Here is a 21,149-nt window from a genome sequence, read left to right on the forward strand (position 1 = left end):
GAAAGAATCATATGGGAAAAAGCATACCTGCGTCGGGAGCCGGTGCTATCCGCATCATCCTGAAAAACAAAAAGGACTTTCATTTTGATTTGCGGTCCAAAGAACAGGAGGGGACCAGAACCTCTTATATTTTCGATGTATTCTACGAAAATGTATCCGGGACGCTGAATATGGCAGTGGAAGACGGAGAAATCCGGATCGCGGCCATGAACCTGGGACTGGGGAAGGTCATCACTCTGTCCAATGATGAGAACCTGCGCAAACTGGGCACCTATGTCCTGAGTCAGCTGGGATGAAACTTCATCTGTATATTGTGGTGACCCCTGCGCTGGAACAGACAGTTCACCAGGTGCAGGCAAGACTTCGGCAGGCATTGCCGGATCTGTCCTTTTCTCCCGCAGCTGAACAGCAGTCTCTGGAGAACTGTCTGGAGTTTCACGGAACTGCTGACTGTACCGGCCAGGAGGCTGAAACATTCCTTCACTGGCTGAACAATGATCCGGATGGCGAAGACGGAGAGTATTGGGCGTATGGATTCAATACCCGTATGGCAGATCCGGCCATTTATTACTTCCGCCTGGAGTTCTGAAACAAAAGCCGGGATCCGTTACAGGTCCCGGCCTTCGCGCAGACTCTTCCATACATCCGAGAGGGCATCCACCAGATCCTGCGGTCCGAACGCCGCAGGGTCTTTTTTGCTGCAAAGAGGTGCCTGATTGTGGGCCCAGACACCGCAAAGCGCCGCTTCCAGCGGGTTCTGGCTGGCAGCCAGGCCCGTGATGATGCCGCACAGCATATCGCCGGATCCTCCTTTTGCCAGGGAAGAATCCGGGCGGGCCAGCACCCAGACCTGTCCATGTTCGCTGACACAGGTGATGGCGCCTTTCAGGACCAGTACGGTATCGGGATACGCCCGTGTAAATTCCTGGGCTGCCTTGACAGGATTGGCTGTGATATCAGACACGGACCAGCCCGTAATGCGACTGAATTCTCCGGGATGGGGTGTCAGTATGGTCTGTCCACCCGGCCGGTGCAGCCAGTGCGGGTCAAGAACCGAGAGAGCGTCTGCATCCAGCACCAGGGTGACATCTGTTTTCTGGAGAAGATCCTGCACCAGTGTGCGGGTGCCCTCCTGTCGTCCCATACCGTTTCCTGCCGAAACCACATTCATGTCCCTGGCTGCGTGCAGGATGGCGGGTACAGCTTCCTCGCTGATGCAGTCCGGGTCCCCGGGCAGATCCAGAAGCATGGCCTCCGGCAGGACACAGCGCATTGCCGGCTGCAGTATCTCCGGTACGGCCACCGTCAGCAGCCCCGGTCCTGCATGAAAACAGGCTCTGGCACTCATTTCAATGGCTCCATGCATCCGCCTGCTGCCACCGGCCATGAGCACTTTCCCGAATGTGCCCTTCCATGACAGCAGCGGTCGCACCGGAAGACACGTGCGTGCCTTCGAAGCAGTGAGTTCGAACACAGTTCTCGGTGTGTTCGGGTTTCCCAGACCGATATCCAGTGTGGTCACTTCTCCGGTCAGAGGCAGGGCGGCGGGAAGAACCGTTCCAAGTTTCCGCGTGCCGATACAGGCTGTCAGGTCTGCCTGGATGACCGCTCCCGGCAGTGGTCCGGTTTCTCCGTCCATGCCGCTGGGGACATCCACCGCGAGGATCCTTGCAGCAGAGCCGTTTGCGGCTTCTGTCAGCGTGTGCCAGGTGCCTTCCAGGGGTCGGGACAGGCCGCTGCCGAACATGGCATCCACGATCCAGTCATCCGGTCCAAGAGATTCGGCCAATGCACAGATCTGCGTCAGACTGGTCAGTACCGGAATCCCGCGGTTTTCCAGGATCCTGCGCTGCAGTGACTGGCCGGGGGGACAGTAAGCCGCGGTGTCCCATCCGTGTTCCTGAAGGATCCGGTGCATGGCAAGTCCATCCTGCCCGTTGCTTCCGGGGCCGCAAAGAATCAGGATCCGGCTTCCGGCCACAAGGCGGGATTCCAGCAGGGAACAAAGGGCGCGGGCTGCGTTCTCCATCAGAACAGGGGAGGGGATGCCTTCCTGTTCAATCGTATACCTGTCCCGTTCCTGTGCCTGTGCGGCGGTTTCCAGCAGGGTTTCAGTCAAAGTCCACCGTCATGGACCGCTGCAGCAGCGGCGCCATTTCTGTCTTGATCCTGCAGTGATACGGATCATTGGCATAGGCCTCGAGCTGGTCTGCCGGGAGTTTCACCACCAGAGCCGCATCCAGACTGCGGTCCGAGCCAAGTATATCTGCGCCGCATTCAAAGGACTGTGCCATGGGCACATCCTCTGTGTTGAGCTTCTGAAGGATCTTCACGAGTGCTTCCCGGTTTTCCGGGGTCGGGTCTTTGAGCTCAAAAAAAACAATGTGTGTCATTTTCCTGCTCCTTTTCCCAATCATACCGCAGTTCATATCCCCGGCCTACAGCCGCATGATATAATTTTTGATTGAAATGAGGGGTGTCCATGGAATCCAAGACCAAAAAGAAATCACTGATCCGAAGCTCGCTCATCAGCACGGGGGGCTTTTTCATTGCGAAGCTCCTGGGGCTTGTCTATACCATTCCGCTGGCATCGATCCTGGCCAGCGATGCCTACCTGAGTTATTACGGAACTGCCTACCGGATCTACAGCTACATTCTCCAGGTGTTCACAGCCGGTTTTCCCATGGCTGTCGCCACAATGATCGCCACCTATGCCACGCTGGAAGATCCGCGGACCGTGCTGAAAGTCAGACGGATCGCCATCCGGTTCCTGGCAGTCATGGGTGCTGCAGGCATGCTGCTCATGATGCTGCTGTCACCTCTGTTCGGTTCTGTCGTCGCGGGGCAGGAAAACGGCTCTGTCATGCGCAACGTACTGCTGATCCTGTCGGCGGCTGTGTTCCTGGTTCCGCTGCTTTCGGCATACCGCGGGTACTGCCAGGGCATGGACGAGATGGAAGAATATGCTTTTTCACAAACCTTTGAGCAGTTTGTCCGGGTGGGATTCCTGCTGGGTGTGTCCTGTCTTCTGGTCTATGGATTTCACGCCGACCGGGTCTGGGCTCTGTATGCATCTGTCGCTGCGACAAGCGTGGCAGCCCTGGCCGGACTGTTCCAGATTGCGAGGTATACCGGACGGTCCAGGCATCGGCTCGAGAAGGCAGCTGCGGGCACAGATGCTCCTGACATACCGGCACGGAAGCTGGTCCGGGATTTTGTGCTTCTTGCCGTACCATATTTTGTGATGGCCATTCTGGGATACATCGACGATCCCATCAATTCGATCCTCCTGCCGTATGCCCTGAATCACTCCGGGTACACGCCGGATCAGGTCAATGTGGTGCTTTCTGCAGTCAACTACGTCGGGTCCAAGCTGATTTCGATTCCCATGATCCTGGGCCCTGGCTTCACCGCGGCACTGATTCCCCACATCACCAGCATGCTGGCTGAGCAGAATCTGCGGGGTGTGCGGAAAAATGTCCGGGAAGTGATCTCCATCGTCCTGTATGTGGCTCTGCCGGTCTGCGCCTGCATGGCATTGTATGCCAGACCCATCTACTACATTCTGTACTACACAGAGGACCTGAATCTGGCTGCATCCACCATTGCCTGGAATTCTCTGGAAGGAGTCGCCGGTTCTGTCCTGCCGGTGATCACGTCCATGATGATGGCCCTGCGGCTGCGGCGGGCCGGACTGAAAAGTCTCGCCATCTATTCAGCGTTCAAGGTCGTGACGGTTGTGCCCATGGTCATGTGGCTGGGATTTCCCGGAGCGGTGCTGAGTTCCCTGACCGGGGCACTGTATGTGTTTTTTGCGAACCTCCATGAAATCCGGCACCGGTACCGCATCAGCTTCAGGGCCCTGTCACATCAGATGATTTTCATCGTGGCGGGACTGCTTTGCATGTGGGGCGTGACATGGCTGATCCAGACGGCAGGATTTACGGCGGATTCCGGCAGCAAGCTTGTGTGTCTGCTGCAGCTGATGGTCAGCGGCCTGGCGAGCCTGGGTGTGTATCTGGGTGTGACGTGGTTTTTCCAGATTCCCCAGACTGTGTTTGGACTGAGAGGCAGATCCCATGTTTGATGTTCTGGTGATCGGCGCCGGGCATGCCGGGATTGAAGCGGCAGCAGCGGCTGCGAGAATGGGAGCCAACACCTGTCTGGTGACCATGGATCTGAGCAGGGCCGGATCCATGCCGTGCAATCCGAGTGTGGGCGGCCCGGCAAAGGGAATCGTGGTGCGAGAGATCGATGCACTTGGGGGAGTGATGCCCCGGGCTGCGGATGCGACGGCGCTGCAGTTCAAAATGCTGAATACCAGCAAAGGTCCCGGCGTGCAGTGTCTCCGGGTGCAGAGCGACAAGCTCGCCTACAGCCGGTGGATGGCGGCATTTCTGAAACAGCAGCCGCACCTGACTGTAGTGGAAAACCGTGTGGAGTCTCTGGACATTGAAGAGGGTGCCGTCCGGGGTGCCATCTGCCGGGATGGTACACGGCTTTGTGCCAGAACAGTGGTCGTGACCTCCGGCACCTATATGCAGTCTGTTGTGCTGAAGGGACACACGGCCACGCCCTCGGGTCCTGACGGGCAGCCTGCCAGCGAGGGACTCTCGGAGAGCCTGCGGAATGCCGGGCTGCGCACATTCCGGCTGAAGACCGGAACACCGCCTCGGGTTCTGGCTGACAGCGTGGATCTTTCGTTCGGCCAGGAACAGACAGGCTCTGCGGAGTTTCTTCACTTTTCCGATGACACACGACCGGAAGATGTGCTGCGGCCGGACGAACAGGAGAGCTGCACACTGATCTGGACACGGCCGGAAACCCACCGGATCATCCGGGAACACCTGACGGACTCTGCCATGTATTCGGGCCTCGTGCGGGGAAAGGGACCGAGGTACTGTCCGAGCATCGAGGACAAACTGGTGCGGTTTGCGGACAAGGAACGGCATCAGCTCTTTCTGGAACCGGAATCCCGGGACCTGGACACGCTGTATATACAGGGGTTTTCCACGTCCATGCCGGAAGATGTCCAGGAACAGATGGTCCATTCCCTGCCTGGTCTGGAACATGCTGTGATTGAAAAATACGCCTATGCCATAGAATATGACGCCATTGACCCGCTGCAGCTCAGGCCTTCCCTGGAGACACGGGCTGTCAGCGGTCTGTTCACTGCCGGACAGGTCAATGGTACCAGCGGGTATGAAGAAGCCGCAGGTCAGGGACTCATGGCAGGAATCAATGCGGTGCTGAAGGTCAGAAACCAGCCGCCATTTGTGCTGCGAAGAGACGAAGCCTATATTGGTGTCATGATCGATGACCTGGTCACCAAAGGCACGCAGGAACCTTACAGACTTCTGACAAGCCGGGCGGAATACCGTCTGCTTCTCCGTCATGACAATGCCGCAGACAGACTGTCCCGGAAAGGGTACAGTCTCGGGCTGATCAGCCGGGACCGGATGGAGCGCCTCGAGCAGCGGCAGGCAGAATCTGAACGACTGAAGCAGGAACTGGAAGACCTCCACATTCCGCCCGCCACGGCACATCCTGTCCTTGATCGTCTGCATCTGGACCCGCTTCGGCAGGGAGCCAGCGGCCTGGATCTTCTGAAGCGTCCGAATGTGACAACAGAGGACCTGATCGGACCGGTCAGCGACCGGGAAGCTGCAGCGGCTCTGGAAATCGCGGTAAAATATGAGGGGTATATCGCGAAAGCCCGGCGGGATGCGGACCGTCTGGCGGCCATGGAGGCCAGGCAGATACCGGATGATCTGGATTACGGTGCCATCGGCAATCTGAGTCTTGAGGCCAGACAGAAACTGTCAGCGGTCAGACCGGAGACGCTGGGGCAGGCAAGCCGTATTTCCGGAGTGAATCCGGCGGATATTGCGGTGCTGGCTGTATCGCTGGCACCGGTTGAAAAAGGGGACAGCAAATGAAACGAAAGAAGTCCAGGAAACGCCAGCTCGGCCGAGACCTTCTCTTCTGCGTCGCCTGCCTTGTCGCCAGTGCGGCATTGCTCTGGGGCGGCTGGCAGGATGTGCAGAACATGCTGGAAATCCGGCAGAGCATTGAAGACAATGAAGAAAAAGCCGCGCAGCTTGAACAGCGGCAGGATGATCTGGAAACCACCCGGGAGAATCTGGACAATCCGGACTACATCGAGTACATTGCCCGAGGCCGGTATCTGGTCACAAAAGAGGGAGAACAGGTTTTCAAATTCCCGACGCTGCAGGAAACCGAAGAGTGAACCGTTTGGTTTACTGTTGTACTATGACGTTTTAATTATAAAAAATGGACTGGAAAGGTGACAAAAACCTTAAATTATCCAGTCCATTTTTAAATTTCTCAGTCATCTGGAACGTTACATACTTCTTATATCTGCTATCCTCAAAGTGCCTTTTAAATAAAGGGCCCATTAGAAAAGAGGGTGAAAATCCATGAGACAGAATCTTACACATGTACTGCTTCCGGCAGACAGCCGAACCCTTGAGGATGTCCGTCGCAATTATCCGGCTGGCCGCGTTGAGCGGATCACCAACGGAGTGGATGTATTTTACTGCTATGTCGTGCCGGCATTCAGCGAGAAGGGACTGAGATCCATCCCTGTCAGGCGGAATGGCCGGTTCATGAACCAGTCCCTGGAAGACCTCCACGGCGTGATCTGCTCCGGAGGGATCCGGCTGGACCTTGACAAGGAGCTGGTATGGATCAACGGGGAAATGCTGCATCTTCCCGGTGCAGAGCTCCTTCTTCTGAAGATTCTGCTTCTCAATGACACCAGTTGTATATCCAGGCGTATCCTTTTGACGATTCTGGAACGCAAAACAGGGAAGATGATGCAGGACAACACATTGTCGGTTCATATTGCCAGGCTGAGAAAGGCACTGGGGATCCATGAGGGAAAGAGTTATATCGCGACTGAACCCGGAAAGGGGTACCGATGGGCATTTCCTGTGATGAAGAAGCTGTAAAACAGAACACGCATCTATATAAGCGCTTACAAAAATGCAGGAAATTGTTTCATCTCTCCCACTCCATTCTGTTGAAAATGGCATGACATTGTTTATAATCAAAGAATCGGAGGGATTATTATGCAAGACTGCTTCAGTTCAAAAGATCGATTCATAGAATGCTACAAGGAACGGGTCGCCAGCCAGTTTGGCCATGATTTTGAGGACTCGTATCCAGTCGAACGCTATCAGGCACTGGGTTCCCTGATCCGGGATTATGCCGGACACAACTGGAAGGAAACCAAAAAAGCCGTCAGGCGGTCCCAGACAAAACAGCTTTACTATTTTTCCATGGAGTTCCTGATGGGACGTCTCATGACCAACAACCTGCGCAACCTGGGCATTTATGATGTAGTCCAGGAAGGGCTGGCCGATCTTGGCATTGACATCAACGAGATGGAATCTCTCGAAGCCGATGCAGGACTGGGCAACGGCGGCCTGGGACGTCTGGCAGCATGTTTCCTCGATTCGCTCGCATCCCTGGACCTTGCCGGCAACGGCAACTGCATCCGGTACCGCTATGGCCTGTTCCGGCAGAAAATCGAAAACAGGGAGCAGGTGGAAGTGCCTGACTGCTGGCTGCGCAACGGCAATATCTGGGAGGTCTGGAAACCCAATCATGAAGTGAAGGTCCGGTTCGGCGGCAATATGCACGCCTGGATGGACCACGAAGGACGTTTCCATTCAGACTACCACCCGGAGTTTGTGGTTCGGGCTGTCCCCTACGACGAACCGGTCATCGGCTACCACACACAGACGACCAACACCCTGCGGCTCTGGGATGCCGAAGTGGATGAGGATTCGGTTTCAGCAGGCCGTCTTAACGAATACCTGCGGCTGGTCACACAGCTGACAGCCAATGTATACCCCGATGACTCCACCATTGAAGGCAAGGAGCTGCGGCTGAAACAGGAATATTTCTTTGTATGTGCCGGTGTAGACCAGATCATCCGAAGCCATCTTCAGACCTACCCCAGCCTGGACAACCTGCACGAGAAAGCGGCAATCCAGCTCAATGACACGCATCCTGTCCTGGTCATTCCGGAACTGATGCGCGTGCTGATGGATGATTACAATTATGGCTGGGACCAGGCCTGGTACATTGTGACGCATACCGTGGCCTACACCAACCACACCGTCATGGCGGAAGCCCTGGAAAAGTGGCCGCAGGATATGGTGAGCAGGCTGTTCCCCCGTCTGTACCTGATCATTGAAGAAATCGAGCGGCGGTTCAAGTATGAACTCGACCACCAGGGGAAAGGTCATCTGTTCCCGCAGGTTTCCATCCTGGGACAGGGACAGGTGCACATGGCACATCTGGCGATCGTGGGCAGTCACAGTGTGAATGGCGTGGCGAAGATCCATACCCAGATCCTGGTCAACGACGTGATGGCAAGCTTTGCATCGATTTATCCCGACCGCTTCAACAACAAAACCAACGGCATCACCCACCGCCGCTGGCTCATGTACTGCAACCCGCAGCTGACACAGCTGATTGACGATACCATTGGCACAGACTGGCACCACAACCCCGGCGGGCTGGAAGCCCTGATGCCGCACGTGGATGATCCTGCCCTTCAGGACCGGTTCCTGGCCGTAAAGCGGGAGAGAAAAGTCATTCTTGCTGATTACATCCGCAGCACCCTCGGCATTGAAGTGGACCCGGATTCCATCTTCGACTGCCAGTCCAAGCGGCTTCACGCCTACAAGCGGCAGCTGCTCAACATCTTCCATGTCATGTACCTGTATCTGGCCATGAAGCGGGATCCCGGCTTCCGGATCAGACCCCGGACCTTCATTTTCTCGGCAAAGGCAGCTGCCAGCTATGTCCTGGCAAAGGAAATCATCAAGCTGATCAATTCCGTTGCCGAGAAAGTCAATGGGGACCCGGAAATCTCCAGATACATGAAAGTGGTGTTCATCCCCAACTATTCTGTTTCCATTGCTGAAGTGCTGGTTCCGGGCGCGGACATCTCCGAGCAGATTTCCACCGCCGGCAAGGAAGCCTCCGGTACAGGCAACATGAAATACATGATGAACGGAGCCCTGACACTTGGAACACTGGATGGTGCGAATGTGGAAATCGTGGAACAGGTCGGCTACGACAACGCAGAGATTTTTGGACTGCGTGTGGAAGACATTGAAGCGCTGAAACGCGAAAACAGCTACAATGTCTGGCACATCTACGAGCACAACGAGCGCCTTCGAATGGTGATCGAGTCCCTGCGAAACGGGACCTGGGATTCCGATTCCAATGCGTTCATGCATATCTACAACGACCTGATGCTCAGAAACGACGAGTTCTATGTTCTGGCGGACTTCGAAGCCTATCTCTATGCCCAGTCCCTTGTGGCAAACGCCTATGAAGACCGCAGGGCATGGGCGAGAATCATGCTGATCAACATCGCCAAATCCGGCTATTTCTCCAGTGACCGGACGATTCAGGAATATGCCAGAGAAATCTGGGGCCTGACGCCCATTCCTTTTGAAACGACCGGCAGAGCCTGAAGAACTGCCCGGCAGAATGACGACAGCTGAATAACAAATCGAGACAGGGGGCCGCGTTGACGGCTCCCTTTATATTGGACGCCTTTGTTATACTGAGCGGCTCTGAGCCGGTGTTCCCGGCTTCGCGTCTCCGGCTGCTGTACGCCATTCAGGTTTCTTTATTTCTCCAGGACTGTCTGCGTCGTGGCCAGAACGGAACAGTCTGTTCTGTGACCCGGGTCCAATGGTGGTATGCTCGATATACAGATATCCTCCTTCCTGCGGACGCCTGCCTTGAAGTCAGGGAAAGGCGCTGTATGGCAGGCAGTTCACTGACTGCGGCCAGCGTGTTCTGCCAGGAAAGAGGATCGAGAAAGCGAGCGGATCATGAGCGAAAAAAAACGAATCCTTCTTCTGGGGGCCACGGGTTCCATCGGCCGGCAGACCCTGGATGTACTGAGACGTCATCCGGACACATTTGAGCTGGCAGGCATCAGCGCCGGTCACAACGAAGACGCCCTGCAGGAAATTGCACAGGAGTTTCCGGAAATTCAGGCAGCGAGCGTGGAATCCACTGACGGCAGGCCCTGGCAGACCGACCTGATCACAGGAGCAGATCATGTAGCCAGACTCATGGACCGGGTGGAGTATGACCTGCTGGTCAATGCCGTGGTCGGATTTGCCGGACTGGCCCCGACTCTCAAAGCCCTGGAGTCCGGACATGATGTGGCGCTGGCCAACAAGGAAAGCCTCGTGGCAGGAGGACCGCTGGTAAAAAAGACTCTTGCGGAAACCGGACGCAGGCTGTATCCCATCGATTCCGAACACAGTGCCATCTGGCAGTGTATCCAGGGGTCCCGGGAAAAAGACGTGAACCGTCTGATCATCACCGCAAGCGGCGGCAGTTTCCGGGACCGCAGCCGGGAGTCCCTCAAAGACGCCACACCGGCTGAAGCCCTGAAACATCCGAACTGGGCCATGGGGAAGCGAATCACCATTGATTCTGCCACCATGGTGAACAAGGGATTCGAAGTCATCGAAGCGCATTATCTCTTTGATGTCCCCTTCGAGAGAATCGAAACGGTCCTGCATCCTCAGTCCATTGTGCACAGTATGGTGGAATTCAAGGATGGAGCAGTCATGGCACAGCTTGGCAGTGCCGATATGCGGCTCCCGATCCAGTATGCACTCATGATGCCGGACAGACCGAGTCTGGAGGAAGACAACCGGCTGGACATGACCCGGACACAGTCTCTGGAGTTCCGGGAAATGGACATGGAACGGTTCCCGATCCTGAAGACAGCGTATGAAACCGGAAAAGCCGGCGGCAGTGCGGGGGCTGTGTTCAATGGAGCCGATGAGGAGGCAGTGGCGCTGTTTCTTGAAGGAAAGCTGCCGTTTCTGGGAATCGAGGATGCCATCCGCTATGCACTCCAGGTGGTGCCCTTTGTCCAGGACCCGGATTATGAGGCGCTTCGGGACTGTGACAGGCTGGCCCGTGAGGCGGTTCGATATGGCGTGTCTCATGGTTTTCAGGTAGAATAGACTGTACATGTCAAAAGCAGGGAGGGACCGGATAGATCATGAAAGCAGTCTGTATGATGACAGGCGCAGTACTGGCGCTTGGCACTGTGGTGCCGCAGATGAGTCAGGCAGTGCCGGAAGCCGTCAGAGAAGAAGCACCCAGGATACAGGTCAGAAGCACAGATGAATTCATCAAGGTGTTTCTGACAGAAAAGCTGATCGGCAGGGACGGAAAGGAAACATCCAGGCAGATCGAAACGGTATCCGAGACAAACTATGCATCGATTCTTGCCGGCCGGGATTTTCTGAAAACAGCAGATCCGAAACTGAAAAAAACCATCGAAGATGGTCTGGAACAGAAAAAGATCGACTGGAAGGCCTGGTGTGAATCCGCTGAAACCCTGCGGAAGAAACTGGAACCGGAAAAAACGGACAAACAGCCGGAGTCAGAGCCGAAGACAGAAGACAGGAACCAGGATTCAGCCCTTGGGACAGGACAGACCGGGAAGCCGGATTCGCAGACTCCTGGTGCAGTGCAGACAGAAAAACCGGTAGAAAACAGCCAGTCCCAGAAGCAGGATAACCAGCCGGCGACTGACACTCCCGCCGGCAATGCATCGGCTGCGACCGATTCATCTGATACCGGCACAGCGACACCGGATGCATCCGGAGACAAGCAAGCCAGTCCGGATGAAGACACTGACAGTCAGGACAGTCCGGATCCTGCCGGACAGGAGGCGCAGAAGCCGGTTTCCACAGAACAGGAACAGCCTCAGTCCGGGCTGGATGCTGATGGCGGGAAGAATTCTTCCGGTTCCAAAGAAGACACGGTGGATGCTGATACCCGGCCCGTGGATACATCCGGAGAGAAACCGCAGGCCGGATCCGGAACAGAGGAAAGCGATGTTCTGCCTTCCGGTGAAGACAAGGCAACCCCGTCTCTTTCAGAAGCACAGCCGGATGATCCGGCTTTGGACACAGGCAAAGAGACAGACACTATTGCAGCCCCGGCAGCCAGTCAGACAGACCGGGAAGCCGGTCTGACATTGACAGACGCAGCCGGTCAGGTGGGATCCCCACAGGCATCGGCCGTACAGCAGCCGGCGACAGCAAAGGCAGTGACGGCAGCTGTCCCGACAGCCCGGTCCGCTCAAATCGCACAGGCAAATCCTGTGGTCCAGCCAGCCGGCCTGAGCGATGAAGCAGCTTCGTTCATCCGTACCTGGCTGACCAGCGCACAGGGAAACCTCTATGCCACAGCCACTGAACAGAATCAGTCCAGGATCCTGGAAGCGATGCCCAGCTGGAATGGCCTGAGCCCGGAAGCAAGAGCAATGGTCAACCAGCGGCTGCAGGCAGTCAATGGAAAAACATTCCAGAAACTCGTCCGCGAAGCCCAGCAGCTGAAGCTTGGCAAACCCCTGGCATGGAACAACACCAGGGTGCATACGGCTGCCAGAGATGAAACCGGCTTTTTTGTCGGACTCATGACCGCTTCCGGGGCGCTGTTTGCCGCACTGGCAGGACGTCTGAAAAAAGAGCGCAGAGCCTGAGGCAGTTCACAAAGAGGGAGCAGACCGCTTCCTTTTTTTACACCTGCTGAATCTGATATAATGGACAGACGAAAGGATCGTGAGACTGTGAACACCCTTCGCAAGACCTACGCGCTGATCCTGAAAAAGGCCCAGCTGTACAGAAACGGAGGCTGGCAGTACGCCCGTGTCCTGAAGCGGACACGTCCAGACTATGAGAGCCATTTTTATGCGTTCCTCATCGATCTCAATATCTGCCTGCTTCCTGTATATATATGGATCATTGAGTTTCTGCTGATTCTTTGCGGCATTCTTCCGCCGCATGTATTCGATCTCCTGTTTTACCTCATGTATGGCCTGCTGTTCCTGACCTCCGTGATCGGTCTGGGACTCGTGACAGCCCGGCTGCACGGTCAGTCCATCGGCTATGCCTATACAGGGCTGAAACTGGTCCGCCGCGACAAGCACCCGGCTCCCGCCATCCAGGTGATCCTGCGGCAGGCGCTGGGAATCGGCGTGCCGCTGATGGTGTTCGGGATCGTCTTCGAAATCTGGGGGATGTTTTTGTGGCTTGTGATCCACATGTGCATCTGTCTGGCCACACCGCACCAGCAGAATCTGATGGATCTGCTGCTGCGCCTTGTCACAGTCCGCATGCCTGATGACGCGGATCTGCTCAAGGGCGCAGGACAGACACAGGAGACTGCTGCCTGTCCGGTGAAAGAACCTGTGAAGAAAACAGTCCAGGTCAGGGAGCCCGTCCGGCAGAAACCGCAGGCCGTGTCTCCCATCGATCTGCACATCCGGTCCAATTACAGTGATGATGCGCAGCTGGATGTGGAGGAAATCTTCAAGCAGGCCCGGGCAAAAAACATGGAAATCATTTCCATCACCGACCACAACTGTGCCAGGGCCAACGCACCGGCAAACCGGCTCGCAGGACTTTACGGCATTCAGTATATTCCCGGTGTGGAATTCGACTGTGAGCTGGAGGGAACGCGGCTGCGGATCCTGGGTTACTACATAGACTGGACCAGTCCTGTCTTCGATGCCCTGGAGCGGGATTCCCTCAAGCGGGAAAAGGATGCCAGCATGGTTCGTGCCCGGCTGTTTCAGGAAACCACCGGCATTCAGATCGACATCCGTTCCCTGCTGGAATCCAGCCGGTTTCAGGTGATCTCTGGCAGGGACATCACCCGCATGGTTTTCCATAATGAAGAAACCAGGCAGCTTCCGTTTGTCCGCCGATACCTGGATACGGCTGTTTCAGCCAGGGAAGCCCGCCGGCTGTTCGAGCATGACATCTTCGGAAAGGGAGGCCCCTGCTATGTACGGCCCTCCTATCCGCAGGCCTCGCACATCATTCGTGCGATCCACGATGCCGGCGGCCTGGCTGTCCTGGCCAACTGGCATCTGGACAGCCTGTCGCGTCAGGAACTGGACCGGCTTGTGAAGCTGGGCATTGACGGAGTGGAAGTGTTCATGACAGGCACCACGGAAGATCTGACTGTGCGGCTGCTGGACATGGCGAACCGCGAAAAGCTGTTCGTGACAGCCGGCTCCGATTACCACGGTCCCGCCCGGCGTGAAGAGCAGCTGGGTGTGACAGGGCTGCCGGAAAAAGCGGAAGGACTTGTCCGGCTGTTCACCAGCGCCGCGGGAAACCCGGGAAAGACTCCGGCACCTGCCGGAATGCAGACAGACAACAGGAAAGGAAATCACTGATCGATGAAAGAACCGTTTTATCTGACAACCGCGATCGCCTATACATCCGGCAGACCGCATATTGGAAATACTTACGAGATCATCCTCTCGGATGCCATTGCCCGTTTCAAGCGGGCACAGGGCTATGATGTCTTTTTCCAGACCGGAACCGACGAACATGGCATCAAGATCGAGGAAAAAGCCGAAGCAGCCGGCGTGACACCGCAGGAATTCGTGGACGACATTGCTGCTCAGATCCGTTCCAACTGGGACCTGATGAATACAACATACGATAAATTCATCCGGACCACAGATGAAGATCATGTTCGCCGGGTGCAGGACATTTTCCGCCGGTTCTATGAACAGGGAGACATTTACAAGGGCGAGTATGAAGGCTGGTACTGCACTCCCTGTGAAAGCTTCTGGACGGAGAGCCAGCTGGTGGACGGAAACTGTCCTGACTGCGGCCGCCCGGTGGTGAAGCAGAAAGAAGAAGCATATTTCTTCAACATGAAGAAATATGAACAGCGCCTGATCGACTATATCGAGGAACATCCGGAATTCATCCAGCCCGAAAGCCGCCGGAATGAAATGCTCAACAACTTCCTGCGGCCCGGGCTCCAGGACTTGTGCGTTTCCAGGACCAGCTTCAAGTGGGGAATTCCGGTGGATTTTGACCCGAAACACGTCATCTATGTCTGGGTGGATGCACTGAGCAACTACATCACCAGTCTCGGGTATGATGCACAGGGTGACAGCTCGGAAATGTACAAAAAGTACTGGCCGGCCACGCACATCATTGGCAAGGATATCCTGCGCTTCCACACAATTTACTGGCCCATCTTCCTGATGGCGCTGGGGGAACCCCTGCCACGCAAGGTGTTCGGTCACCCCTGGCTTCTGGTTGACAACGGCAAAATGTCCAAATCGAAGGGCAATGTGATTTACGCCGAAGATCTGGTGGATGCCTTTGGCGTGGATGCAGTGCGGTACTTCTGTCTGCATGAAATGCCCTTTGCGCAGGATGGCAACATTACATGGGAGCTGGTGATCGAGCGCATCAATTCGGATCTTGCCAATGTACTGGGAAACCTCGTGAGCCGAACCATTGCCATGAGCAACAAATATTTTGACGGGACCGTCACCAATCCGAGGGTATACGATCCCGTGGACGAAGGGCTGATTTCGACGGCTCTGGCTGCAAAGGAAAAAGTCGAGAACAGGATGGAAGAACTGCGTGTAACGGATGCACTCGACGAGATCTTCACCCTGCTCCGGCGCACAAACAAATATATCGACGAAACAGAACCCTGGGTTCTTGCCAGAGATGAAGCAAACCGGGACCGGCTGGCTACTGTTCTGTACAATCTGCTGGAGTCCATCCGGATCAGTGCTGTACTGCTGGAAAGCTTCATGCCCGAGACAGCCGCGAAGATCCTGGACATGCTTGGGACGGAACAGCGTTCCCTGGACAGTCTGAATTCTTTCGGCAATCTGGAAACAGGCCACAAGGTGATCCGCAAGGCACCTGCACTGTTTGCGCGGATTGATGAAAAGAAGTTCATGGATGAACTGACTGCCAGGGAAGAGGCAAAGGAACAAAGCAAGAAGGCTGACGAAAACCCGTCGCAGCCGGCCCAGTCTGACGAAGCGCAGGCTGCACCTCAGCCGGCAAAGCCCGAAATCGTCTTTGATGATTTTGCGAAGATTGAACTGCGTGTCGGGACCGTGACAGCAAGCGAAAAAGTGAGGAAATCAAAAAAGCTTCTGAAGAACCAGGTGGATCTTGGAACGGAAACCCGCCAGATTCTTTCCGGCATTGCCCAATACTATTCTCCGGAGGACATGGTTGGCAGACAGGTGATCGTTGTCACCAACCTTGCGCCGCGCAAAATGGCCGGAGAGGTGAGTGAGGGCATGATTCTCTGCGCCGAGCAGGGAGACCGGGTGGTTCTGGTGAGTCCGGATGAAAAACTGCCTGCAGGCGCCGTCGTCTGCTGATGCAGCATCCGGAATGAACCGGGAACAGAAAGCCCTGTTCAGACAGGCACAGCTGGCAGGGCTGGGAATCGTGGTGGGCGGAGTCGGCCTGGCAACGCAGCATCCCTGGCTGCCGTGGATCGGCCTGTTCATCTTCATGCTGGGACTCATCCGGTTTTTCCTGATCCGTGCACTCATCCGCCGTTCCAGACAGTGGGAGGACAGCAGTCGGGAAACGTCTGCATCATCACAGGCACCGGGCAGTCAGTCCGAATAAAAATGTCCGGCAGGATACAGTCTGCGTTGACTGACCTGCCGGACATTTGTCTATTCTGCCTGTGAAAGACGGTCTGTCTCTGCATCGTCCATCGTGTTCAGCTTTTCGAGCATGAACTCGGTCTGCTCCTGAAAGAACCGCTTTTTTACAGGACTCAGCCTGTTGTAGGCATGTGTGATCCAGGGACTCTGATCCTGTTCCACTTTCCCAAACAGAATGTAGTCCGCGGAGACATCATACAGCCCGGTCAGGGCAGCGAGAACCTGAATGCTGACTCCACAGACACCCCGCTCGGCTTCAGATATGTGCTTTGCAGTCGTTCCAGCCAGGGCGGCCGCCTGGTTTTGCGTCAGTTCCATATGTTTGCGCATGGCCCGCAGACGGCTGCCGATTTCTTTCATGTCCACTTCCACAGGTTTTCTGTTTTCAGATACTGTCTTCATGAGGTCTCCTTTTCGCAGACAGGAAACAGGGCAGTTTGCCAAGAATCCTGTTCTATACCTAATGATACACAACTGAACGAAAAAGTACAGAAATCATCCGGATTTCCATGGCTGCTCCAGACAGCTGCCCTGCGGGTCACGGAAAGAGCAGAAAAGCATGCAGTCTGGCATACTGCGGTGCGGGAAACGGATGTTTCAGCTTGCTCTTCGGTGGTGTTCCTGATTTAATAAGGTCAATCGTGATCAAGAGACAGGGGAGAGAGCCGGCTCCATGATCCTGCACCAGCCTGACCCAGAGGTTAAGGTGGTCCAGCCGGTTTCGATGCGGAAGACGGAAACAGCAGACGGCTTTCGGCCGTCTTTTTTCAAGCCGGTTCAAGTACAGGAGGGAACTATGTCTGAATACATTTTTACCAGTGAAAGTGTTACCGAAGGTCATCCGGACAAGGTCTGCGATCTGATTGCCGATTCCATTCTGGATGCGGCCCTTGCCCAGGATCCGCAATCCAACATGGCAGTGGAAGCAACGATCAAAGATGATTTTGTTCTGGTCTATGGAGAGGCCAATACCCGCGCAAAGCTCGATTATGAAGCAATCGCGCTGGATACCATCCGCAAAATCGGGTATACAGAGCCTTATCATGTCAAGGTCGTAGTGAATGAACAGTCGCCGGAGATTCACAATGCCGTCAACCGGGATGTAGTCTGTGCCGGAGACCAGGGCATCATGTTCGGGTTTGCCTGCAGTGAAACGGATGAATACATGCCGGCTCCCATTTACTATGCACACGCTCTTTCCCGCCAGCTGGCAAAGATCCGGCGGGAAGATGACCGCCTGCGTCCGGATGGCAAAACCCAGGTGTCCGTGGAGTACAAGGACGGGAAACCTGTCCGGATCGATGCCATTGTGGTCAGCACCCAGCACAGGGAGGATGTTTCTCAGGAGGAAATCCATGAACTGGTTCGCGAGAAAGTGATCGATCCCGTCATTCCTGCCCACATGCTGGATGACAGGACAAAGTACTTCATCAATCCATCAGGCAGTTTTGTCGTGGGCGGCAGCTTCGGGGATTCCGGAACAACAGGACGGAAAATTGTCTGTGATACGTACGGCGGCCGCGGCCGGATCGGTGGCGGCTGCTTCTCCAGCAAGGATCCCACGAAAGTGGACCGCTCAGCGGCCTACTATGCCCGGTGGGTTGCGAAGAACATTGTGGCAGCGGGTCTGGCCGATCAGTGCGAGGTACAGGTTTCCTATGCCATTGGCGAGCCGGAACCAGTCAGCATTTTTGTGGACACCTTTGGCACCGGAAAAGTCAGCGATGAGAAGATCCTGGAGATCATCAACCGGAATTTCAGCTTCGAAGTCGGCAATATCCTCCGGGAGCTGGATCTTCGGCGTCCCATTTATGCCCGTACAACGAATTATGGCCACTTCGGGGATCCGGATCTTCCCTGGGAAACCATCAAGGAACTGGAACTCTGACGCCTGCTGCCTACAGTCTGCCGGAACGGGAATGGCAGGAACAGACAGGTTCATGACAGAAAAAAGCCGGTCACTCACCGGCTTCTTTGTTGTTGTCGAAATATCTGCGAATGGCATCGAAGGTCTCCTGAGACACCACGTGTTCCATCCGGCATGCATCTTCCTGGGCAATTTCCTGCGGAACACCGATCTGCTCGAGCATGTTGGTGAAAAACACGTGCCGACGCCAGGTTTCGCAGGCAATGGCCCGTCCTTTTTCGGTCAGGTGCAGCGTCTTGCCTGTATCCAGTTCAATGTATCCCTGCTCAAGCATCAGCTTGACGGCATGCGATACACTGGGTTTGGAATACCCGAGGGAGCTGGCCACATCCACACTGCGGACCACAGGAAGCTGCCGGGAAAGAACCAGAATGCACTCCAGATAATCTTCCAGGGATTCTCCAATATGTTTCATACCGTAAGTTTATCAAATCTAACTCTGTACATGCAAGGAGGGATCACCATGCCCGAGATTCTCGCTCCGGCCGGCAGCCGGGACAGTTTTGATGCAGCCCTGGCAGCCGGGGCAGATGCAGTCTATCTGGCTCTTCCCAGGTTTGGCGCCAGGGCCTATGCCGCGAATTTCACGCTGGAGGAAGTGCAGGAGGTCATTGCCACAGCCCATCTGCACGGAATGAAAGTCTACGTCACCATGAACATCATCCTCTTCGAAGAAGAAATGGAACCCGCGTACCGGCAGGCGCGGGACCTGTATGAAGCCGGGGTGGATGCACTGATCGTTCAGGATCTGGGCCTGATGCATCTGCTGAAACACAGACTTCCTGCACTGGAAGTGCATGCCAGCACACAGCTGTCTGTGAACCGGCCGTTTCAGATGGAACAGCTGAAGAAACTCAATGTCCGCCGTGTGGTGCTGGCCAGGGAGTGTTCCCTGGAGCAGATCCGGGCCTGTGCCCGGGTGCAGGACATGGAGACGGAAGTGTTTGTGCATGGGGCTTTGTGCATCTCCTGGTCCGGGCAGTGTCAGTTTTCCGCCATCCGCCATCAGCGGTCCGGCAACCGGGGCCAATGCGCTCAGGCCTGCCGCATGCAGTATGAACTGCTGAAAGATGGTCACCCTGTGAAGACCCCCGGTTCCTTTCTGCTCAGCCCCAGGGATCTGTCTGTCCTGGATGATCTGGATCTTCTCCAGACAGCCGGTGTGGACAGCTTCAAGATCGAAGGTCGTATGAAAAGCCCGCTGTATGTCTATGAGGCAGTGGAAAACGCCCGTCTGGGAAAGAAGCGGTCCCGGGAAGACAGACTCGCACTGGCGGCAGCCTTCAGCCGGGGATTTACCCGCGGCCGCATGATGGATGAACACGGTTCCGGACTCATGGCCATGAAAGCCGGAAATCACCAGGGGGTTTCCATCGGAACCGTCTCCGGCGGCTCGAGAGACCGTGTCCGCATCCGGCTTTCCATGCCGCTGCATCAGGAGGATGGACTGCGGTTTGTCTGGGAGCAGGGAAGTGCCGGCGGTCATGCCAATTTCCTGTATGACAGAAAAGGCCGTCTGATCCGGGAAGGCGCACCCGGGCAGGAAGTAGAGATTCCGCTGTCTTCTTTCGTTCCTGCGGGAGCGGATGTTCGGCTGACCGTGGATGCCAGACGCACTCGAATGGTCCAGGAGAAGTCCCTGCATCCCGGGCGCAGGCTTCCGGTACAGGCGGAGCTGGAAAACAGCGGACCGGGACACCCGCTGATTCTGACACTCACTACGCCGGATGGACACCGGGTGCAGGCTGTTTCCGATCCGGTGCAGGCAGCGACCGGGCGGGGACTGGATGCCGGCAGGCTCAGGCAGCAGACAGAAAAATCCGGAGATTCCTGGGCTGACATCCGCGTGCACCGGATGAATGTGCCTGATGGCATCTTTCTGCCGGTCAGCGCCGTCAACAGACTGCGACGACAGGCACTGGAGAATCTTCGAGAGCTTCTGACCGCACCCAGGCAGGCGGAAGAAACCGGCTGTCTCTGGCAGCCGCCTGTGGTTTCAGACACCCTGCCACCACTGATGGTTCAGATTCAGAAACCAGGTCAGCGCCTGGAAACAGATGCGGTATGGATGAGTGAGTTTTCCATTCCCGGTACAGTGCACAAAGCTGCCCTGACCGAAGACAGCGGAGAGATCACGGCACATCTGGGACAGGGGAGGATCCTGGACGGAATGAACATTTCAAATTCCTGGGCCATTGCGGCAGCACAGGAAATGGGATATGCGGGGGTGGTCCTCAGCGAAGAAATGTCGGAAGGACAGATCCGCTCCACCCTCCAGGGCTATGAGCAGCGGTACGGAACCCCGGCTCCGGCAGCTGCTGTGGTGTACCAGAAGCGGCGGCTGATGCTCATGGACCACTGCCCTGTGAACACCCTGGAACGGGACGGGTCCAGAACCGGGTGCAGTCTCTGCAGACGCCATACTTATGTCCTGCAGGGTATGGACGGGACCAGTCAGCAGCTGTATGGCAATCCGTTCTGCCACATGCAGGTGTTTGCCGATGAGGTCGACAACCGCCTGGAAGAGCTCGCAGATCTGCCTTTCAAAGTGGTCCGCTTTACGACCGAAACCCCGCAGGAGGCGGCTGCCGTCATGGCAGAAATCACCCGGCTGCAAGGGGTTACATCCCGCAGCTGTGATTGAAAACGGATACCTGGCAGAGT

General features: G+C 55.9%; 18 protein-coding genes. 14 read left to right on the top strand and 4 right to left on the bottom strand.

What is annotated here, in order from left to right:
* Window positions 1–11 precede the first annotated feature (11 nt).
* Both aalo17_RS03120 and aalo17_RS03125 read left to right on the top strand, forming a co-directional pair.
* Window positions 12–296 carry a hypothetical protein gene (locus tag aalo17_RS03120; RefSeq protein WP_067555484.1) on the top strand — a complete coding sequence of 95 codons (285 nt, stop codon included), beginning with the start codon at window positions 12–14 and terminating at the stop codon, window positions 294–296.
* Window positions 293–589 (top strand): hypothetical protein, encoded by a 297-nt coding sequence (locus aalo17_RS03125; protein ID WP_067555485.1) that lies wholly within the window; start codon window positions 293–295, stop codon window positions 587–589. The genes aalo17_RS03120 and aalo17_RS03125 overlap by 4 nt, the downstream gene beginning before the upstream one ends.
* Before the next feature lie 18 nt (window positions 590–607).
* Here the strand turns inward: aalo17_RS03125 and aalo17_RS03130 are convergent, their stop codons facing one another.
* Window positions 608–2,119, bottom strand: coding sequence for a bifunctional ADP-dependent NAD(P)H-hydrate dehydratase/NAD(P)H-hydrate epimerase (locus aalo17_RS03130; RefSeq protein ID WP_067555487.1), 1,512 nt, complete (start codon window positions 2,117–2,119; stop codon window positions 608–610).
* Window positions 2,112–2,393 (bottom strand): Dabb family protein, encoded by a 282-nt coding sequence (locus aalo17_RS03135; RefSeq protein ID WP_067555490.1) that lies wholly within the window; start codon window positions 2,391–2,393, stop codon window positions 2,112–2,114. The genes aalo17_RS03130 and aalo17_RS03135 overlap by 8 nt, the downstream gene beginning before the upstream one ends.
* 89 nt (window positions 2,394–2,482) lie before the next feature.
* Between aalo17_RS03135 and aalo17_RS03140 the strand changes: the two genes are divergently transcribed.
* From aalo17_RS03140 to aalo17_RS03185, 10 genes are all read left to right on the top strand, one after another.
* Window positions 2,483–4,087, top strand: a complete 1,605-nt coding sequence (locus aalo17_RS03140) for an MATE family efflux transporter (RefSeq protein ID WP_067555493.1) — start codon at window positions 2,483–2,485, stop codon at window positions 4,085–4,087.
* The gene (gene mnmG / locus aalo17_RS03145; RefSeq protein ID WP_067555496.1) at window positions 4,080–5,939 is read left to right on the top strand and encodes a tRNA uridine-5-carboxymethylaminomethyl(34) synthesis enzyme MnmG; all 1,860 of its coding nucleotides are present in this window, start codon (window positions 4,080–4,082) and stop codon (window positions 5,937–5,939) included. The genes aalo17_RS03140 and mnmG overlap by 8 nt, the downstream gene beginning before the upstream one ends.
* Window positions 5,936–6,250, top strand: a complete 315-nt coding sequence (locus tag aalo17_RS03150; RefSeq protein WP_067555499.1) for an FtsB family cell division protein — start codon at window positions 5,936–5,938, stop codon at window positions 6,248–6,250. Before mnmG ends, aalo17_RS03150 begins: the two co-directional genes overlap by 4 nt.
* Before the next feature lie 190 nt (window positions 6,251–6,440).
* Entirely contained in the window at window positions 6,441–6,974 is a 534-nt protein-coding gene (locus aalo17_RS03155; RefSeq protein ID WP_067555503.1) for a winged helix-turn-helix domain-containing protein, read from the top strand.
* Between the two features lie 120 nt (window positions 6,975–7,094).
* On the top strand, window positions 7,095–9,521 hold the full coding sequence (locus tag aalo17_RS03160; protein ID WP_067555506.1) for a glycogen/starch/alpha-glucan phosphorylase: 2,427 nt from the start codon (window positions 7,095–7,097) through the stop codon (window positions 9,519–9,521).
* A gap of 366 nt (window positions 9,522–9,887) precedes the next feature.
* Window positions 9,888–11,045: a 1-deoxy-D-xylulose-5-phosphate reductoisomerase gene (gene dxr / locus aalo17_RS03165; RefSeq protein ID WP_067555509.1), complete on the top strand. Its 1,158-nt coding sequence runs from the start codon at window positions 9,888–9,890 to the stop codon at window positions 11,043–11,045.
* A gap of 38 nt (window positions 11,046–11,083) precedes the next feature.
* Window positions 11,084–12,577, top strand: a complete 1,494-nt coding sequence (locus tag aalo17_RS03170) for a hypothetical protein (protein WP_145907478.1) — start codon at window positions 11,084–11,086, stop codon at window positions 12,575–12,577.
* Between the two features lie 60 nt (window positions 12,578–12,637).
* The gene (locus tag aalo17_RS03175; RefSeq protein ID WP_082743212.1) at window positions 12,638–14,281 is read left to right on the top strand and encodes a PHP domain-containing protein; all 1,644 of its coding nucleotides are present in this window, start codon (window positions 12,638–12,640) and stop codon (window positions 14,279–14,281) included.
* A gap of 3 nt (window positions 14,282–14,284) precedes the next feature.
* On the top strand, window positions 14,285–16,261 hold the full coding sequence (metG, locus tag aalo17_RS03180; RefSeq protein WP_067555514.1) for a methionine--tRNA ligase: 1,977 nt from the start codon (window positions 14,285–14,287) through the stop codon (window positions 16,259–16,261).
* 13 nt (window positions 16,262–16,274) lie between these two features.
* Entirely contained in the window at window positions 16,275–16,517 is a 243-nt protein-coding gene (locus aalo17_RS03185; RefSeq protein ID WP_145907481.1) for a hypothetical protein, read from the top strand.
* A gap of 50 nt (window positions 16,518–16,567) precedes the next feature.
* Here aalo17_RS03185 and aalo17_RS03190 read toward each other — a convergent pair whose 3' ends face one another.
* Entirely contained in the window at window positions 16,568–16,960 is a 393-nt protein-coding gene (locus aalo17_RS03190) for a helix-turn-helix domain-containing protein (RefSeq protein WP_067555520.1), read from the bottom strand.
* Between the two features lie 394 nt (window positions 16,961–17,354).
* Here aalo17_RS03190 and metK point away from each other — a divergent pair, with 394 nt between their 5' ends.
* On the top strand, window positions 17,355–18,446 hold the full coding sequence (metK, locus tag aalo17_RS03195) for a methionine adenosyltransferase (protein WP_067555523.1): 1,092 nt from the start codon (window positions 17,355–17,357) through the stop codon (window positions 18,444–18,446).
* A gap of 70 nt (window positions 18,447–18,516) precedes the next feature.
* Here metK and aalo17_RS03200 read toward each other — a convergent pair whose 3' ends face one another.
* Window positions 18,517–18,900, bottom strand: coding sequence for a metal-dependent transcriptional regulator (locus tag aalo17_RS03200; protein WP_067555525.1), 384 nt, complete (start codon window positions 18,898–18,900; stop codon window positions 18,517–18,519).
* A gap of 48 nt (window positions 18,901–18,948) precedes the next feature.
* On the opposite strand from aalo17_RS03200, the gene aalo17_RS03205 reads away from it, so the two are divergent.
* Complete coding sequence (locus aalo17_RS03205) at window positions 18,949–21,129, top strand: peptidase U32 family protein (RefSeq protein WP_067555528.1); 2,181 nt, start codon at window positions 18,949–18,951, stop codon at window positions 21,127–21,129.
* Window positions 21,130–21,149: the final 20 nt, after the last annotated feature.

Origin of the sequence: Faecalibaculum rodentium, from assembly GCF_001564455.1 — a bacterium.
GTDB lineage: Bacteria > Bacillota_I > Bacilli_A > Erysipelotrichales > Erysipelotrichaceae > Faecalibaculum > Faecalibaculum rodentium.

Bases quoted from the DNA above. Each gene is read 5' to 3' on its own strand.
- aalo17_RS03120 (WP_067555484.1), top strand. From the start codon at position 12: ATGGGAAAAAGCATACCTGCGTCGGGAGCCGGTGCTATCCGCATCATC.
- aalo17_RS03125 (WP_067555485.1), top strand. From the start codon at position 293: ATGAAACTTCATCTGTATATTGTGGTGACCCCTGCGCTGGAACAGACA.
- aalo17_RS03135 (WP_067555490.1), bottom strand. From the start codon at position 2,393: ATGACACACATTGTTTTTTTTGAGCTCAAAGACCCGACCCCGGAAAAC.
- aalo17_RS03140 (WP_067555493.1), top strand. From the start codon at position 2,483: ATGGAATCCAAGACCAAAAAGAAATCACTGATCCGAAGCTCGCTCATC.
- mnmG (WP_067555496.1), top strand. From the start codon at position 4,080: ATGTTTGATGTTCTGGTGATCGGCGCCGGGCATGCCGGGATTGAAGCG.
- aalo17_RS03150 (WP_067555499.1), top strand. From the start codon at position 5,936: ATGAAACGAAAGAAGTCCAGGAAACGCCAGCTCGGCCGAGACCTTCTC.
- aalo17_RS03155 (WP_067555503.1), top strand. From the start codon at position 6,441: ATGAGACAGAATCTTACACATGTACTGCTTCCGGCAGACAGCCGAACC.
- aalo17_RS03160 (WP_067555506.1), top strand. From the start codon at position 7,095: ATGCAAGACTGCTTCAGTTCAAAAGATCGATTCATAGAATGCTACAAG.
- dxr (WP_067555509.1), top strand. From the start codon at position 9,888: ATGAGCGAAAAAAAACGAATCCTTCTTCTGGGGGCCACGGGTTCCATC.
- aalo17_RS03170 (WP_145907478.1), top strand. From the start codon at position 11,084: ATGAAAGCAGTCTGTATGATGACAGGCGCAGTACTGGCGCTTGGCACT.
- aalo17_RS03175 (WP_082743212.1), top strand. From the start codon at position 12,638: ATGGACAGACGAAAGGATCGTGAGACTGTGAACACCCTTCGCAAGACC.
- metG (WP_067555514.1), top strand. From the start codon at position 14,285: ATGAAAGAACCGTTTTATCTGACAACCGCGATCGCCTATACATCCGGC.
- aalo17_RS03185 (WP_145907481.1), top strand. From the start codon at position 16,275: ATGAACCGGGAACAGAAAGCCCTGTTCAGACAGGCACAGCTGGCAGGG.
- aalo17_RS03190 (WP_067555520.1), bottom strand. From the start codon at position 16,960: ATGAAGACAGTATCTGAAAACAGAAAACCTGTGGAAGTGGACATGAAA.
- metK (WP_067555523.1), top strand. From the start codon at position 17,355: ATGTCTGAATACATTTTTACCAGTGAAAGTGTTACCGAAGGTCATCCG.
- aalo17_RS03200 (WP_067555525.1), bottom strand. From the start codon at position 18,900: ATGAAACATATTGGAGAATCCCTGGAAGATTATCTGGAGTGCATTCTG.
- aalo17_RS03205 (WP_067555528.1), top strand. From the start codon at position 18,949: ATGCCCGAGATTCTCGCTCCGGCCGGCAGCCGGGACAGTTTTGATGCA.